The 15,976-nt window shown below is 66.1% G+C and carries 14 protein-coding genes and 1 pseudogene; 5 read left to right on the top strand and 10 right to left on the bottom strand.

The features are described from left to right. Positions 1–42 precede the first annotated feature (42 nt). Positions 43–384 (bottom strand): hypothetical protein, encoded by a 342-nt coding sequence (locus OG205_RS10280; protein ID WP_330275965.1) that lies wholly within the window; start codon positions 382–384, stop codon positions 43–45. 224 nt (positions 385–608) lie between these two features. Between OG205_RS10280 and OG205_RS10275 the strand changes: the two genes are divergently transcribed. The 4 genes from OG205_RS10275 to OG205_RS10260 are packed head-to-tail and all read left to right on the top strand — an operon-like array spanning position 609 to position 4,479. Further along, positions 609–1,508, top strand: a complete 900-nt coding sequence (locus tag OG205_RS10275; protein WP_330275964.1) for an MBL fold metallo-hydrolase — start codon at positions 609–611, stop codon at positions 1,506–1,508. Then, the gene (locus tag OG205_RS10270; protein ID WP_330275963.1) at positions 1,508–2,479 is read left to right on the top strand and encodes an alpha/beta hydrolase; all 972 of its coding nucleotides are present in this window, start codon (positions 1,508–1,510) and stop codon (positions 2,477–2,479) included. The genes OG205_RS10275 and OG205_RS10270 overlap by 1 nt, the downstream gene beginning before the upstream one ends. A gap of 21 nt (positions 2,480–2,500) precedes the next feature. Then, complete coding sequence (locus OG205_RS10265; protein ID WP_330275962.1) at positions 2,501–3,415, top strand: AraC family transcriptional regulator; 915 nt, start codon at positions 2,501–2,503, stop codon at positions 3,413–3,415. After that, positions 3,412–4,479 (top strand): DSD1 family PLP-dependent enzyme, encoded by a 1,068-nt coding sequence (locus OG205_RS10260; RefSeq protein WP_330275961.1) that lies wholly within the window; start codon positions 3,412–3,414, stop codon positions 4,477–4,479. Before OG205_RS10265 ends, OG205_RS10260 begins: the two co-directional genes overlap by 4 nt. A 467-nt stretch (positions 4,480–4,946) precedes the next feature. Here the strand turns inward: OG205_RS10260 and OG205_RS10255 are convergent, their stop codons facing one another. The 4 genes and pseudogenes from OG205_RS10255 to OG205_RS46755 all read right to left on the bottom strand — a co-directional run. After that, a complete protein-coding gene (locus tag OG205_RS10255; RefSeq protein ID WP_330275960.1) occupies positions 4,947–5,540 on the bottom strand; it encodes a TetR/AcrR family transcriptional regulator in 594 nt (197 codons plus the stop codon). A 107-nt stretch (positions 5,541–5,647) separates the two neighbouring features. Continuing rightward, positions 5,648–6,592 carry an SDR family NAD(P)-dependent oxidoreductase gene (locus OG205_RS10250; RefSeq protein WP_330275959.1) on the bottom strand — a complete coding sequence of 315 codons (945 nt, stop codon included), beginning with the start codon at positions 6,590–6,592 and terminating at the stop codon, positions 5,648–5,650. A 46-nt stretch (positions 6,593–6,638) separates the two neighbouring features. Beyond that, entirely contained in the window at positions 6,639–7,529 is an 891-nt protein-coding gene (locus OG205_RS10245; RefSeq protein WP_330275958.1) for a patatin-like phospholipase family protein, read from the bottom strand. Positions 7,530–8,023: 494 nt separating this feature from the next. Continuing rightward, a pseudogene (locus tag OG205_RS46755) lies at positions 8,024–8,260 on the bottom strand (IS3 family transposase); the annotation flags it as partial. A gap of 1,012 nt (positions 8,261–9,272) precedes the next feature. On the opposite strand from OG205_RS46755, the gene OG205_RS10235 reads away from it, so the two are divergent. Then, positions 9,273–10,814, top strand: coding sequence for a hypothetical protein (locus OG205_RS10235; protein WP_330275957.1), 1,542 nt, complete (start codon positions 9,273–9,275; stop codon positions 10,812–10,814). Between the two features lie 178 nt (positions 10,815–10,992). Here OG205_RS10235 and OG205_RS10230 read toward each other — a convergent pair whose 3' ends face one another. The 5 genes from OG205_RS10230 to OG205_RS10210 form a co-directional block, all read right to left on the bottom strand. Next, the gene (locus tag OG205_RS10230) at positions 10,993–11,790 is read right to left on the bottom strand and encodes a leucine-rich repeat domain-containing protein (RefSeq protein ID WP_330275956.1); all 798 of its coding nucleotides are present in this window, start codon (positions 11,788–11,790) and stop codon (positions 10,993–10,995) included. A 119-nt stretch (positions 11,791–11,909) separates the two neighbouring features. Beyond that, entirely contained in the window at positions 11,910–12,323 is a 414-nt protein-coding gene (locus OG205_RS10225; RefSeq protein ID WP_330275955.1) for a hypothetical protein, read from the bottom strand. A 145-nt stretch (positions 12,324–12,468) separates the two neighbouring features. Continuing rightward, positions 12,469–12,696: a hypothetical protein gene (locus OG205_RS10220; protein WP_330275954.1), complete on the bottom strand. Its 228-nt coding sequence runs from the start codon at positions 12,694–12,696 to the stop codon at positions 12,469–12,471. 192 nt (positions 12,697–12,888) lie between these two features. After that, on the bottom strand, positions 12,889–13,440 hold the full coding sequence (locus OG205_RS10215; RefSeq protein ID WP_330275953.1) for an EF-hand domain-containing protein: 552 nt from the start codon (positions 13,438–13,440) through the stop codon (positions 12,889–12,891). Positions 13,441–13,504: 64 nt separating this feature from the next. Beyond that, positions 13,505–15,856, bottom strand: a complete 2,352-nt coding sequence (locus tag OG205_RS10210; RefSeq protein WP_330275952.1) for a molybdopterin-dependent oxidoreductase — start codon at positions 15,854–15,856, stop codon at positions 13,505–13,507. Positions 15,857–15,976 lie beyond the last annotated feature (120 nt).

Here is a 15,976-nt window from a genome sequence, read left to right as displayed (position 1 = left end):
CTCGTGTAGCGCGGCACGTTCGCGATCGCGTCGACGAAGTGGTCACGTAGCCGGGGGCGCCATTCCCGTGGTGGTGAACGGGAAGCTCGGCGTGGTGCGGTATGAGCCGGGTGGTCCGTTGGGAGTGGTGAGCACGCTGTTGCTCGTCGAGGTTGGCGCTTGCAGGGACGGGCCGGGATCCACGGGCGTGCTGGGTGTGACGGGCTGTAATGCCAGTGCCAGCACCAGGATCCCCGCGGTGGCGATGACACTTCCCATCACCGCGTCGTTGCGGCGCCGCGCTCGGCTGCGCCGGATCAGGTCGGCGGCGGAGCTGGAACCCGGCGGCGATGTCCGTGACCGCAGTACGGAGAAGATCGCTCTCAGTTCGTCCTCGTGCACCATCAGGCCTCCAGCCTCGACCGGCAGAACCCGGGGCCGAGCTTGCGCCGCAACGTCACCCGGAAGGCCAAGCCGAAGAACACGTCCGTCTGCTACGAAGAGGCCGCTCAGGGCGTCGACTGGCCCCGCTCACGGTGGAAGGCTCTCTGTCGTGGGTGAGACGCTGGATTAACCAGCGGAGACGACAGAGCATTTCCCGTCTCACTCGAGCTGCCTACTTTGGTGTCATGAACAAGTTGACTCTAGGAGACGTCGAGGTCTCCCGCGTAGTCGAATGGCAGGGCCAGTTCGCTCCTGCGGACGTCCTTTTCCCGTCCGTCCCCGACGAACTCTGGCTGGAGCACGAGTCCTGGCTGGACCCGGAGTTCCGGGACGCGACCACCGGGTTCTACTGCGCGTACATGCAGACCTGGGTCCTGCGCAGTGAGGGCCTTACGGTTCTGATCGACACCGGCATCGGCAACGACAAGCCGCGCGAGCACCCGGCTTTGGACCGGCGTGACGGCGACTTCCTCGCCCAGTTGGCCGAAACGGGGGTGCGTCCGGAGGACGTCGACATCGTCGTCAACACCCATCTGCACGCGGACCACGTGGGATGGAACACGCGACTGGTCAACGGCGAATGGGTACCGACCTTCCCCAACGCCCAGTACGTCATGAACAAGATCGACTACGACTACTGGAACCCGGTCAACGGTCACACCCGTCAGGCCACGTTCGGTTCGGTCATCGACGACCGCGCCACGTTCGCCGACAGCATTCTGCCGGTGCACCAGGCGGGGCAGGTGGTGCTGTGGGAGGGAGAGAACTACCGCATCGACGGCGATCTGTCGCTCGAGCTCGCGCCGGGTCACACTCCCGGATCGGCGGTGCTGCGGCTCGAGTCGGGCACGGACCGGGCGTTGTTCGTCGGCGACGTCGTCCACATTCCGATCCAGTTGATCGAACCGGACCACGACACTTGCCTCAGCGAGGACCAGGTCGTGGCTTCGCGCACCCGGCACCGCGTCCTCGAGCAGGCGGCCGCCACGAACAGCCTGGTGGTGCCGGCGCACATGGGCGGAGCGGGTGCGGCTGAGGTCGCGCGGGAGAACGGCCGGTACTCGATCAAGAGGTGGGCTTCCTGATGACCGGCGGCACGAACCAGTGGCAGTTGGATCGCGAGCTCTTCTCGGACGCGGCGGTGAGCCCGGCAACCCGTGAACTCAACCAGAAGGTCGCCGCCGCGGCGGCGCTGCGTCCACACCGGACCGAGCTGACCGTCGAGCAGGAACGGGCGTTGCCTCCCGGAGGTGGTGTGATTCCCATTGCGACCAACTCTGCCAGGGCGTCGACGATCGAAGCGGCGTTCGGGAACGCACCTGCGGTGCCGGTCAGGGTTGTGCCTCCCCAGGGGCAGTCTCGCGGGGTCTATGTGCACTTCCACGGTGGTGGCTGGGCGTTCGGTTCGGCCGCGAACCACGACGACGTCCTCGAACGCATCGCGGACACCGCCGGTGTCACCTGTCTCAGCATCGACTACCGGCTGGCGCCCGACCACGTCTTCCCAGCACCTGTGCAGGACGGGCAGACCGTGTTGAGCTGGCTGCTCCACGGGACGGCATCCGTGGAGCATCACGATCGTGTGATTCTGGGCGGAGAGTCGGCAGGTGCTCACCTGGCGTGCTTGACGGCGTTGTGGTTACGCGATCGCGGTGGGCACGGTGTCCTACGCGGGTTGAACCTCTCCCAAGGGATGTACGACCTCCGTCTGACCCCAGGGGCTCGTCTGTACGGCCGCGGTTCACACGTCATCGACACGCCGACATTGGTGCAGATGACCACGCGATTCCTCGCCGATGCCGACGCCGCGAGCCCGCAGGTGTCCCCGCTGCTGGCAGATTTGCGCGACCTGCCACCGGCGCTGTTCACGGTCGGCACGCTGGACCCGTTGCTCGAGGACAGCCTGTTCATGTACGCGCGGTGGGTCGCCGCAGGCAACGCCGCGGAGCTGAAGATCGCCCCCGGAGCCATCCACGGCTACACGTTCATGGACTACCCGCAAGGCCGCGAGGCCGCCACGCGGATCGAGCGGTTCGTAGCGAGTTGCGCTTCCTGATCTGAAGGGAATGATTCCGTCATGGACGTGCTCAGCGACGCGATCGGCGCCATGCGCACAGGCAGGCCCTATTCAGCGCTGACGAAGGCGGAGCCGTCGTGGGCGATGGAGTTCCCCGCGTTCCAAGGCGCCCGGTTCCACGTCGTCACCGCCGGTGTGTGCCACGTGATCCGGGAGAACGGCCCGACGGTGACGCTGGGGCCCGGCGACGCGGTCCTCTTCCCGCGTGGAGCGGCGCACGCCCTGGAAAACGCGATCAACGGCGACGGCCAGCTCGTGTGCGGTGCGTATCAGCTCGACCAAGCCCGTCCTCACCCGCTCATCGATGATCTTCCCGAGCTGGTGCACCTGCCGGCACACGCCGGCCGCTACGCCGGCCTTGAGTCCTCGATCGCCCTGTTGCGGAATGAACTCACCGAACAGGAACCGGGGAAGGACGTGCTGGTGCCGGCATTGCTCGACGTACTGCTCGTGCACCTGATCCGTGCCTGGTTCACCGAGCGCGCGGGCCAGCAGCACACAGGTTGGTGTGTCGCCCTCGGCGACAACCTGATCGCTCCAGCACTGCGGGCGATCCACGACAGCCCCGACGACGCGTGGACAGTGCAGTCCTTGGGCGAGCGCGCCGGAATGTCGCGAGCCGCTTTCGCGCGACGGTTCGTCGCGTTGGTCGGCATGCCGCCACTGACGTACTTGACCTGGTGGCGGTTGACCAGTGCCGCTCGCTTGCTCCGTACGACCGACGCGCCGTTGGGAGCGATTGCACGACACAGCGGTTACGGCTCCGTCTACGCCTTCGCCAACGCCTTCAAGCGCGAATACGGCATCGCCGCCGGCCAGTACCGGCGTCAGCGAGCAACCGATCACCACCACATCTCCGAGTGGACCCCCGCGTCAGCCGACCTCCCGCCCGAACTCGTCCAGGAGGCGCAGTGAGCTCCGAGCTGGCCTCTCTTTCCACGCCTGCGCTGGTGCTGGACCTCGACCGGCTGCTGGAGAACTTGCGGGGCATGCAGGAATGGGCTGACGAGAACGGGATCGCGCTACGACCGCACGCGAAGACGCACAAGAGTCCGTGGATCGCCGCGCAGCAGATCGCGCTGGGCGCGACCGGGATCTGCGTCACGAAGCTGGGCGAAGCTGAGAAGATGGTGCAGGCAGGCATCCTGGACGTGCTGATCACCTGTCCCGTTCCGCGAAGCAAGATCGAGCGTTTGCTGGACCTCGCGCTGCTGGGTGAACTGACCGTCGTTGTCGATGACCGAGACGCTGCGGCGTTCCTCAGCCAGGCCTGTACGCGTCGCGGCGTGGAACTGGCGGTGCTCGTCGACATCGATGTGGGACAGGGACGGACCGGCGTTCGCAGCACCGTCCAGGCGCGAGAGCTCGCCGAGCTCTGCGTCCGCAGCCCAGCCCTGCGCTTCAGGGGAATCCAAGGCTACGGCGGGCACAACCAGCACATCCGCGACATCGCCGAGCGCGAAGCGGCAGCTTCGGCGGTGTACGAGAGACTGCGGGAGATCGTGGCAGATCTGAAGGCTCACGGCTTGCCCGTCGAGGTCGTGACCGGGGACGGCACGGGAACGTGCTCCTTCGCACCAGGGGCGGACGTGCTCACGGAAGTGCAGCCAGGCTCGTACGCGGTGATGGACTGGCACTACTCGTCGGTCCGCGGACTCGGTCACCTCCCGGCTCTGCATGTCGTGTCCCAGGTGGTCAGCAGGCCTGAGCCGAACATGGCTGTAGTGGACGCCGGCTGGAAGGCGGTGAGCACCGAGGACGGGATGCCACAGGTCGCGGGGGAACAAGACTTCACCTTCCAGGTGGCCGGTGACGAACACGGCGTCGTCCGCAGTGCGGGCCGCCCGATCGACGACCTCGTCTGGCTCTCTCCAAGTCATTGCGACACGACGGTCAACCTGTACGACACCTTCCACCTGACCAGTGGAGGCAGGCTGGTCGGCACGCTTCCGGTGGTGGCTCGCGGCGCAGTGACGTGATCTCACCGTCGAAAGTGGTCACCGCGCGACGGGCGCCTGCGGTGTGGGGCCCTGTCTCAACGCGGTCGTGACTCCAGTTGATCGACGGATGACGCGGTGAGTACGGCGAAAGGCCACCGTCGGCGTCGGCAAGAGCGCGACCAGCTGGCCAGTTGAGTCGTGCCTGTACGTGAGCTTGCCGTCCATCTGGGACGGTCGAGAAGCTGCCGATCCATGACGCGATCCCGTGCCGGTCCGCTTGGCCTCGCGCAGCAACAGATCGGTGATGAGCTAACCGGAAAGTGCGAAGAACATGTCCACGCCGAGGAAACCGCCCGGTACGAGGCGTCCGGTGTGGAACAGCAGCACACCGATGATCGCGATCCCGCGCAGAGCGGCACCCGGACACGACGAAGTCGGCGATCCTCAAGATCGTCGGCGCCGTACGGTCGCCTTGACGTCGTCGATGGCCGGCGCGTCGGAAGGCTTCACGTGGTCCGGGTGCTGAGCCCGTCGACGAAGAGAGTCAGCAGGAGTTGTGCGCGTGAGCCGTGGTCATCTTCTGGTGGGGTCGTGCTGAGAAGGGCGCAGATGCCCATCACGACGTCCATCGGTTCGACACCACTACGAATGCTGTGGTCGTCCCGGCCCTCGCGCAGGAACTGGTCGATGACGTCGGCGATCCTGGCGGCGGTGTCCGAGGTCGTGATCGTCCCGGACTGCCACCCCTGCCGGAGGGTGTCCATCATGCCGCGCTTCGAAAGCATGAACGATGCGAACTCCTGCACCCAGGTGCGCAACGCCGTATGCGCGTTCTGCGTATGGGTGCGTTCGGCCACCCGTGCCGTCAACTCGTCGAGTTTGCTCTGGTAGACGGCCTCTGCCAGGTCATCGCGAGTGGGAAAGTGGCGGTAGAGGGTGGCGACGCCCACCTGGGCGGCACGCGCGATGCCGTTCATGGACACCGGCACACCCTTTTCGTCTGCTTCGACGAACGCTCGCCTCGCGGCGGCGACGATGATGTCGCGGTTCCGCTCGCGGTCCGCGCGGGGGCGTTGTGCGGGACGGGAACCGGTGGACACGAAGAGCGCGCTCCTTACGGGACAGTACAAACGGAAGGCAATCCGTTTTCACTGTTGCACGTGGTGAACCACGGGTCAACCGCACGATCACGGAGGCGCGTCCGTCGTCAGTCCTGCTTCCTGGACGGGGCGAAGATGGTCTCCGCATCGCTCAAGCCGGACAGTTCCATGCTGCCTGTCCACAGCTCCCTGGCCTTGTCCATGTCGTAGGACAGGGCGGACGAGGGCACTTCCACGCCCCGGTCGAAGTACTTCCCGGTAGCCGTCCCGAACGACGGCTCGGTGACGAGCGAAGCCAGCACCGGTCCCGACTCGGCCGCTGTGCTCGCCTTCCCGATGACAGTGCCCATGATGCCGCCGACCACCTTCACTGCGCCTCGCACGAGAACATTCCCCGTCGGCCTGGTGAAGCCGGTGTCCGACATGGCGCCGGGGTTGAAGGAGTTGACGGTGATGCGGCGATCGGTGTGTTCGGCCAGCAGGCGTGCCATCTCGTGGCAGCAGTAGATGTTGCACAGCTTCGACGTGCAGTACTGGGTCATCCCCGACTTTCGGTTCGCGATGGAGCGCGCGTTGTCGTAGGCGGGTTTGGCAGGAAAGAACCGTGGGGGATCGTGCAAGTCGCTGGTCACGAAGACGATACGTCCGTCGTCCCCCATGTGATTCAACAGCAGGTTGGTCAGCAGGAAGTGCCCCAGGTGGTTCACGCCGAAGATCATCTCGATGCCGTCCGTCGTACGAGGTGTGCCGGGTGTGCCAGCGGCGCTGAGGCCGGCATTGCAGACCACGGCATGCAAAGGGGGCAGGTCCGCTCGGGAGAAGCTGTCGCAGAAGCCGCGGACCGATGACAGGGAGGCCAAGTCCAGTTTCATGGCCGAGATGTTCGGATTGCCCGTCACGGTCCTGAGGGTTTCGGCCGCAGCGTCGGCCTTCGGCAGGTTCCGGCAGGCCAGCACGACGTGGTACGCGTGATCGCGTTCGGCGACGCTCTTGGCGCAGTGGTACCCCAGCCCGGTGTTTCCGCCCGTGACGATCGCGGTCTTGTGCTGCATGTTCGCCTTTCGCGGAATCGTTCTTCCGTCTTGTTGAGCAATCGATTCAACGCGCGAGGACCGCATGGACGCGAGGAGCGCACTCGCGCCCCCACCGCTGTCCTGCGGAATGCGCCTCGCTCATGAGGCCGATGTCCATCGCGGCGGCACCGCCTCGGCTGAGGGTCGCGAAAGCCGCGTCCGGTTCGATCAGTTCCACGATGGGAACACTGGTACGGATCCTGTGCAGCGCGGCTCGTGCGGCGTCGAGTCCGATCTGCAACTGCTGTCCCTCGTCATCCCCGGTGAGCGAGAAACAGGACACAGCGATGACCGCGTCGTGCCCGGTCGCCAGGTCGAGGTTGAGCGAGTCGATCACGCCACCGTCGAAGTACGGCATCCCCCGAACCCTCACAGAGGGAAAGACCATCGGGATCGCGGCGCTTGCGGCGACGGCGACGAACAACGGCACGCCCGTCGACGCGTTCAGCGCGCGTACGCGGCCGGTTGCCACCTCCGTGCTGGCGCAGCAGAACCCGACGGGCCATTCCCGACCTACTAGTGCCTCGAACGCCGCGCAGTAGGTGTTTTCGGGAATAGTGGCCGCCAGCAGAGCCTCTTCGCCGAGACGACGGGCACTCATGTGCGGGTCGGTCGTGTCGACTGCCGCCATTGCGTTCAGCAGAACGGCAACGGGATCCCGGCCAGGATGTGTGCCACCGGCCGGTGCCTGACTGGCCGCCAGAGATGCGGCGCTGGCCTGCAACCGCTCCACGAGTTCCGGTCCCAAATGGACACCGGTTCGGAGCAGCGCTCCGACGATCGAACCGGCCGACGTTCCGATGACGGCGTCGACCGCGGCAAGGCTGACACCGCTTTCCTGTATCCCGTGCAGGAGCCCGGCTTGCCATGCTGTGCCGAGCATCCCTCCACCTCCCAGTGTCATGACGACGCTCATCGTGTTTCCTTCCCGGTCGGCGAACGCCCAGGTGCGCGCGATGCGTTCTGGTGGATGCAGGTCCTCTGCGAGGGGAGGCGGCTGCGTCTGTCTCGATGCAGGTGGAGCACGCCCCTTCCGGTGCGTGGCGCGAGATGACCTGGGTTGGCTTGATCTGTTGCAGCTGCACCGCGCAACGAAACGGAATGCATTCCGTTTCGGGCTCAGCCTAAGCGAAGCGCACTTCGTTTGTCCAGGGCGCACCCTTGACAGGCTGATGCCAAGCAGTTTGGTCAGCTCGTCGATGGTCATCGAGCGTGCCGTGGTGGCTCTTCTCGCTGTGGTAGCGCGACCGTGAACAGCCGAGCATCCAGGCCACCGACAACGTCGGCGGCGGCCCGCCCACGATTCACCGCCGTCGCCGGAGATTCCTTGCCTAGGCCAGGGAGACCGTGGTGATCTCGATCCTGGCCGCAGCGGCGGGACCGGCGGTCTGGGACCCCTGTCGGATCGGCGATTCGGTTGGAACATACGTCCTTGACCGCACACAGATGCAACTTTCCTTCTGTGGTGCGGTGTTCGGTGATGTCGGCCAGCCACGGCCGGTTCGCCGCGGTGGCGGTGAAGTCGCGGCGGACCAGATCGTCGTGGACAGGCGGGCCGGACTTCTTCTCGTTGCGGCCGCGTTTCTTGCCGAAGCCGATGTCGCGCGCCTCGTCGGCCAGGAACCGATAACCGAACTCCGGATCGTCGCGGTGCGCGTCGAACAACGCGTTCGCCCGATGAGCCCGCTTGAGTTCCGTGACGTCACCGGCCTGTCACGCCATCGGTAGTGCGGCTGTCGAGCGATGTTCAAGACCCGGCGCGTCGCCGTGACGGGGATGTCGTCGGCGGCGAACTCGTTCACGAGGGTAGGGCCTTGTCCCGGCGGGTTCGCCTGCGACAAGTACGCCGTCGCGCGGCGCAGGACCTCGTTCTCCTGTTCCAGCAGCTTGATCCGCTTGCGCGCCTCGCGCAACTCGGCCGAGTCGCTGCGGCTCACACCGGGTTTGCTGCCCTCGTCGGCGTCGGCCTGGCGCATCCTGGGGGTAGGGCTGGGCACAGCGACATCGCCCAGCCCACCGTCACGGCAAGCCACCTCGGATGAGCTGGCTTGCCGTGATGGCGAGGCTGCGAGACAAGCGTCGACGCTCTGTCTTGTAGTTCTCGTGGTGCTCACGGCTATCGTTAAGTGCCAACAAGTTCTCCGAAGTCAACGTAGTGCGCGCGCGCTCAGGATGGACGCGACCACCGCAGCGGGATGCGCCACCAGTACTGCGTGTTGGGGGAGTGGATGAGAAGTAGACGGTCGCCCGCGTGGAGGTTGAAGTGCGCTTGGGCTCCTGCCGGTATGAGGACTTGTCGCCGTGGGTCGATCGGCGAGTTTGGCTGTTCGTGGCGTGCTTTGCGGATGATGATGGCGTCAGCGGCTACGGACGTGTGGGTGTGGTCGCAGGTGTTCCAGTCCAGCAGTGTGAGTAGATCCCTCAGCCCCTGAAGGCTTCGGCTGGCAGGGGCGAGCCTGCCGTCTGTTCTCGCAGCATCAGCGAGAGATGGGAGCACCATCGTCCGGCTTACCCAGCGAGGACGCGCCTCGCGGCATGAGCGCGTCTTCGTTCGGCACACGATCAGCGGTAGGACAGGATGTTCTTCGGCTGGCCTGGCAAGGGCGCCGCAGGTTCATTTCGGATGACCGTTGGACGCGAAGCCGTCAGAATCGTCTGCATGCTGACCCCGCCGCAGATCCGCCGCCGACTGAGTGAGGGTGCCGTAGCGGCCGCACAGGGCGGCCGGCTTGTTCTGGACGAGACCGCGTCCTGGCTCACCTCGGTGACCGCACGTGAGTTCTTGCGGATCGACCACGATGCTCGTCAGTTCCGGTACGAACGGCCGGCGCTGGGAAAGCCGGAGAAGTGGACGAGTGAGGTTCTGGCGAGTCCGTTGCCCGTCGTCGCGGTACTGGCCAGCATGCACCCCGACGGATACGTGCGTGAGCGCGCCGTTCGGTCCTTGGTCACCTCTCTCCACGCGTTGAGCGATCGTGCCCTGGCAGTCCGAGTCAACGACCACGTTCGAGTGATCCGCGAGGTGGCTGCGGGCGAGGTGCTGCGACGACGGACGTTGGATCACGCCGACCAGTTGGTGCCACTCCTGCGTCGGATCGAGCAGCGCGGCCGGGGCTTCGAGGTCTTGGCGCTGTACCTGCACGCACTGGTGACCGAGCACGGCGAGGCGGACGTGTGGGCCCGCTTCCGCAGGTCCACGGACTACGACCTCCGGCGCGCCGCCTTCCAGCACAGCTTCGACTCCGGACTGCTCGGTTTGCCGGACGCGGTCGTGCTGCTGCCCGGAGAGAGGGACCAAGTGGTCCGCCGGCGGCTCATCGAGGTCATCGCCGACTCGGCGACTCCTGATGTGATCACCAGGGTGCTGCTTCGCGACCGGTCCGCCGAGAGCCGCACCCTGGCATTGGTGAAGCTGACGGCTGCGCGGCTCGACCCCGCCGACGTGGAGCGGCTTCTGCTCGACTCCTCCGTGCTCACCCGGTTGTGGGCTCGTCGCCGCTGGCAGGAGATGGGACGCGATCCAGCCGTTGTCTATGCCGCGTGCGCACATTCCACCGCCAAACCCATCGTGCGCGCTCGCGCCTACACCGGGCTCGCCGAGACTGGCACCGCCATCGAACGGCAGGAGATCGTCGGCCTGGTCCGCAGCACGGAGCTTCCGCTGCGGAAAGTAGGCCTGTCGTTGCTCCGGGGCGGTGCCACCGCCGAGGACATCCCGCTGTTGCTCCGGTCGGTAGCCGGCGACCACTCGCGAGTGGCCCGGCTGGCCGGCGAGGTCCTCATCGGCAGCCCTCGGTTGTGGTCTCTCACCGACCTGGCCCCGCTCAAGGCAGCGAAGGATCCGGAACGTCGCCGCCGGGCATGGTGGCTCCACCGCCGCCGCGGCGGGTGGGAAGCAGTCATCGCTGATCTCGAGCTCCTCCACGACTCAGACCCGCGGTTTGCCGCCTTGGGCCGGCAGCGCGAGTTGCCGATGTACCTGCAGCCGACCGTCACCCAGCAGCGCCGCATCACGGAGCTGCTCTCCACCGTCCCCATCGGGCGCGATCAACGCAGCTCCATCGCGTTCGCTGCCGGACTTCCCGACCTGCCCCGCTCCTCTGCAGCGCAGGACTGCGTACCGGTCCCGCACTCCGAATCGATACCAGTCACGTCTCACAGGCAGTGGTGGCGCATCTGGAACCGGCCGTCGAGCAGGTGACAGACGCAGGAACTGACTGTGCTCTGGGTTGAGCCATCCCGCCGCACGGGGGCCATGCTCACCGACAGCGAGCGGTGCCTGGTCGCGCGCATCCAATGATCAAAGCCTCCCGCTGCGATTCGGCGCCCACGACCAGCGGCATGAGAGTGCGTCGTGCGGGTTGCCGGCTGTTGCTCCGCTACCTGCCGACGGGCTGGACGATGTCCGGGCCGCCGGTGTGCGGCGTCGGGACGTAGCCTTGTGCCGGTTCCGGTAGTGCGGCCACGCAGTTCGCGGAGCAGGCGTTCACCAGCAGTGGCAGCACGTCTGTGCCGACCCAGCGGGAAATCCATACCTGGTGCAGTTCTTGGTCGACCGGCCCGTCACAGACGCTGCAAATCCGTACGGCGGTGGTGCCCCACACACCCGGATCGAGCGCGGCGAAGTCCACCTGGTCGGCGTAGGTGACCGGCCGCAATGCCGGAAACGGCGGCCGGAACTTGACGTTGCCGTACAGGACGCGGGTACTCACCGTGCTATCGGCGACCTTCGCGCACTTGGTGAGTTCGTACGGGTACCAGTGCAACCGGTGCGAGGTATAGGGCTCGAACAGCTCGAGATTGGTCATCGCTCCGATCTCGGGTGGCAAGCGCACCAAATTCGTGCCGTAAAGGACCAGGCGCGTGACTGCGGTCAGCTTCGCGATCGTGGACGGCAGGGTGATGACCTGCCGCCGTTCCGCGCCGCTCATCTCCCTGAACGGGGCGAACTCCGTCCGCTCATCCGCGGCGGCCTCGTCGACCAGTGCCAGCAGGTGCCGCCAGCCCGCTGCCGCGTGGTCCTGCTTGTCCTGGTGGAAGGAGACGGTCAGCGGTCGGGTCGACTTCGAGTAGCCGACGCACCGGCATGGATCCCGGTCGGGTCCACCTGACGGGGGTCCGATCGCGTCGGCGAACCGATTGTGGAATACCTGCGGTGTGCTCTCGTCGGTCGACACCTGTGAAGCGTATCGATGATGATCGGTGACCGGTGCGCACCGCGACGACCCACGGTGCGCAACCTCCTGTCATCGGCATGAGCGCGCTCGGGCAACGCGATCAGCGGCATGAGAGCAAGTCAAGCCGTTGGTTCGGGGGTTCGGCGTGCTTGTGCCAGAGCATCAGTCCACGCGTTGGTGTACTCATCTGCCACGACCCAGTGCAGGCTGTGGAACAGTTTTTCGCCGTTGCACTCCGCGATGTACACCCGATCTGCTTGGCGCCAGATCAGGATGCCCCAGCCCTGGTCGAGGTCCGTGTACGGCTGCGGGATGTTGCCCAGAGGGATGTTTTCCACAGTCCACCTACGGAGATCCTGGTCGACGTCGTCCCACCAGGGGAAGCTGGCGATCTCCTGGCCTTGGTCATCGGTGAACCGCAGCGCAGTACTGCTGCTGTTGCGCTGAAACAGCTTGATCTTGAATCCGTCAACACGCGTGAAGAGTTCGAGATTGCTCTCCGCGACCACCTCCTCGATGCTCAGTTCGAACATCGGACACCTCCAGTTCGATCGAGCCCCATCCTCGTGCAGCGGAGTCATCATCCGCCACCGCGACCGAGGTCGTACCTACGCTCCTTCGGGCGCACGCTCATCGGCATAAGCGCGCAGTGCGAACGAAACTGCCTTCGATACCTGATCAGATGGTCATCTGTGCACGGAGTTGGTCAAATGTGCAACCGATAACTGAGCCGACTTCTTGCGCTCGCAGGCTGAGGCGGTCCTGGCGATGGACTTCATCGAGACGGTCACACTTACCGGTCAGCGCCAGTACGTTCTCGCCGCCATCCACCACACGGCCGGCGTGACGCATCTTTGGTACCACCGCTACTTGGAAATCACCGCTCGCGACGTCCAGCAGCCTCACCGTCGACATGCGAGCGAAGGCATAGACGGTGAGGCTTACCGCCGGCCGCCAGCGGCGACGTTGGGCCGTGATCACACTGATGACACGACATCCCGCTCGGCCGGCCGGTGGTCCGGGAACCACGGCGGCGGCGCCGCGTAACCCACCGCCGGTGCGCGACGGCACGGTCGGTCAATCGGAGAGCACGGCCGGTCAGCTGGCGATCTTGCCGAACAGATGCGTGGCGGGGGCGTCAGGGTCGTCGCCGTAGAAGAACTCCGTGAGCGCCTGGTGGAACTCGGTGCGATCCAGCCCGCCCGAGCCGTTCAGGTCCAGCGCGTCGAAGACCGCGACACAGTCCTCGGAGGGCACGTTGCCGGCCAGGCTGAAGATCTCCTTGAACTCCTCCTGGTCGACCCTGTCGTCACCGTCGAGGTCGATCAGGTCGAAGTAGCAGTCGGCCACCGGTCCGACCTGCTGCGGGTACAGGGTGGGATCGGCCAGCGCCTGCCTGAACCCCTCGGTCATCTCCCGCAGGTCGACCTTCCCGTCACCGTCGTGGTCCATCGGCGCGATCACGTTGGCCCAGAACGCGTCCAACCCGTCGGTGAGTCGGCGGGCGGTCGTGGACTCCGGTGCGGCACCGCGGGCTGCGATGTAGCGCTCGCCCATCATTCGGACGTCTCGACGGGTGATCACCCCGTCGCCGTCGGCGTCCGCGCCGTTGAACCACTGGCGGTACTTGAGATCCTGAACTGCAGTCATGATCGCGCAACGTATTCAAGCCAGTACGTGGGGTCCAGCGGCGTGACCCGAAGGGGAGATCGGATCATTCGTTCGGGTGGTGCCGATCACTGTGCCGGACTTCTGTTGGCGGTACGAGGCTTGGTGGCGCGAACGCGAGCACGTCGGGAAGGGGGCCGTCGTAGCGCTCGACGTCGACCAGCGCGCTGTGGGCGCTCGGTCCTTGGGACAGGCGCGAGCACGGCCGGTCCGCGGTGAGAACGTTCGGGTTGCCGTGGCGGTCCATCGTCCCGCTCATGCCCGGCTGGATCGGATCCCACCACGCTCCCGTGGACAGCTGTACGACGCCTGGCATGACAGCGTCCGACAGGACCGCACCCGCGAGACAGCTGCCGCGGTCGTTGTGGACTCGCACGATCATGCCGCTCTCGATGCCGCGTGCCGCGGCGTCCGACGGGTTGAGCGTCACGGGCTCGCGATCACGGATCTTCGAACTGAGGCTGTGGTCACCGTTGTCGTACTGGCTGTGCAGGCGTGAGGCGGGCTGGTTCGAGATCAGGTGCAGCGGGAACCGGTCCGCGAGATCGGCATGAAGCCACTCCGCCGGTTCGAACCACTTCGGGTGTCCGGCGCAGTCGTCGTAGCCGAACGAGTCGATCTCCTCGGAGAAGATCTCGATCCGGCCCGACGGTGTCGACAGGCGAAAACCCTGCGGGTCAGAGCGGAGGTCCTCGAAGCTGCCGGGAAACGGTCCGGTCGACGCCGGCAGCTCGGCGGTGGAGCTGTGCCAGAAGTCGTCGAAGCTCGGCAAGGCGTCATCACCGCCGAGATCGGCCCTCGTCTGCTCGTAGAGGTGCCGGACCCATTCGATCTCGGAGCGCGACTCCGTGAACTCCTGCTCGAACCCGAGCCGGGAGGCCAGGGCGGCGAAGATATGGTGATCGGTACGCGATTCGCCCGCCGGTTCGCGGACCTTCGGCATCGCGACGATGTGGGGGTCGGAAAATCCGGCGGCGAAGTCGTCGCGCTCGAGGCTGGTAGCGACGGGCAGGACGATGTCCGCGAACTTGGCCGTCGTGTTCCACCAGGCTTCGTGAACCACCACCGTGTCAGGGGCCTGCCAGGCGCGGGTCAATCGGTGGAGGTCCTGGTGGTGGTGGAACGGGTTCCCTCCGCACCAGTAGATCAGGCGGAGCTCCGGCAAGGTGAGGCGCTTGCCGTCGTAGTCGATGACCTCGCCCGGACGCAGCAGAGTGTCGGCGATCCTCGCGACGGGGATGAAGTCCGGAACCGGGTTGGGAACCGCCGGTATCGTCGCCACGGAGGCGCGGTCCGGGGCGACGCCCGTCGCGTCCATCGTCGCGTAACCCGCACCCCAGCCGCACCCAGGCCGACCCATCGAGCCCGTCATGGCGGCCAGCACCACGGACATCCAGATCGGTTGTTCGCCGTGGTCCGCCCGTTGCACCGCGTAGTTGACCATGATGAGAGATCGTTGAGTGGTGAGGCGGCGAGCGAGGTCGGTGATCGCGTCGCGGCTGATGCCCGTGATCTTCGCCGCCCAAGCCGCGTTCTTCGGAACGCCGTCGAGCTCGCCGGTCAGGTAGGAGGCGAAGCGGTCGAACCCGACGCAGCACCGGCGGAGGAAGTCCTCGTCGTGCCACCCGTTGACCAGCATCGTGTGTGCGATGCCGAGCATCGCGGCGGTGTCGGTGTTGGGCACGACGGGCAGCCATTCGGCGTCGAGGAAGTCGGCGACGTCGCTGCGGATGGGGCTGATGTTCACGAACCGCACTCCGGCCTCACGGCACCGGCGTTGCAGGTTCTCCGTCTGGTGCTTGGCCAGTCCACCGGGGTTGATCTGGCTGTTCTTGAGGGCCAGCCCTCCGAACGCCACCACGAGCTCACAGTTCTCGGCGATCTCGTCCCACATGGGCATCCGGCTCTGGTAGCTCCACGGATGACCACCGATCACGTGGGGGAGGATGACCTCCAAAGCTGCGGTGCTGTAAGTGTTGCGGGAGTCGGTGTAACCGCCGCCCAACGCCAGGAACCGGTGGAGTTGTCCCTGCGCGTGGTGGAATCTGCCCGCACTCGCCCAACCGTAGGATCCGCCGAACACCGCGCTGTCTCCGTGCTGTGAACGGACTCGGCGGAGTTGATCGCTCACCAGCGTGATCGCATGGTCCCAGCTCACCTCCACGAAGGTGTCCGAGCCTCTGGCCGCGCCGTGGGCGCGAGGCTCGCCGTTCAGCCAGCCCTTGCGCACAGCGGGATGCAAGACGCGAGCGCTGTCGTCGGCGGCTGTCACCATTCCGGGGCCGATGGGCGATGGCACTGGGTCGTCGTGCCGAGGTTCGATTCGTACCAGCCGGCCGGAATCGACTACGGCGACGAAACTTCCCCAGTGCGTCGCGACCGACACGCGTCGTTCCATCGCACATCAACTCCAGCTCTGAGAGTCCTTGATCTGGGACAACAGTCGCTCACACCGCCAGGGTGATGTGTCGTTGCGGGAGCCTGCCCTTCGCCTTCGTTCGGTCGAGGCGCATTCCTC

Origin of the sequence: Lentzea sp. NBC_00516 (genome assembly GCF_036346835.1) — a bacterium.
Classification (GTDB): domain Bacteria; phylum Actinomycetota; class Actinomycetes; order Mycobacteriales; family Pseudonocardiaceae; genus Lentzea; species Lentzea sokolovensis.
This window is presented reverse-complemented; position numbering and strand designations above follow the sequence as displayed.

What these genes read in the sequence shown, in the direction of transcription:
- OG205_RS10265 (WP_330275962.1), top strand. Translation starts at nt 2,501, where the DNA reads ATGGACGTGCTCAGCGACGCGATCGGCGCCATGCGCACAGGCAGGCCC.
- OG205_RS10275 (WP_330275964.1), top strand. Translation starts at nt 609, where the DNA reads ATGAACAAGTTGACTCTAGGAGACGTCGAGGTCTCCCGCGTAGTCGAA.
- OG205_RS10210 (WP_330275952.1), bottom strand. Translation starts at nt 15,856, where the DNA reads ATGGAACGACGCGTGTCGGTCGCGACGCACTGGGGAAGTTTCGTCGCC.
- OG205_RS10245 (WP_330275958.1), bottom strand. Translation starts at nt 7,529, where the DNA reads ATGAGCGTCGTCATGACACTGGGAGGTGGAGGGATGCTCGGCACAGCA.
- OG205_RS10250 (WP_330275959.1), bottom strand. Translation starts at nt 6,592, where the DNA reads ATGCAGCACAAGACCGCGATCGTCACGGGCGGAAACACCGGGCTGGGG.
- OG205_RS10215 (WP_330275953.1), bottom strand. Translation starts at nt 13,440, where the DNA reads ATGACTGCAGTTCAGGATCTCAAGTACCGCCAGTGGTTCAACGGCGCG.
- OG205_RS10225 (WP_330275955.1), bottom strand. Translation starts at nt 12,323, where the DNA reads ATGTTCGAACTGAGCATCGAGGAGGTGGTCGCGGAGAGCAATCTCGAA.
- OG205_RS10270 (WP_330275963.1), top strand. Translation starts at nt 1,508, where the DNA reads ATGACCGGCGGCACGAACCAGTGGCAGTTGGATCGCGAGCTCTTCTCG.
- OG205_RS10235 (WP_330275957.1), top strand. Translation starts at nt 9,273, where the DNA reads ATGCTGACCCCGCCGCAGATCCGCCGCCGACTGAGTGAGGGTGCCGTA.
- OG205_RS10280 (WP_330275965.1), bottom strand. Translation starts at nt 384, where the DNA reads ATGGTGCACGAGGACGAACTGAGAGCGATCTTCTCCGTACTGCGGTCA.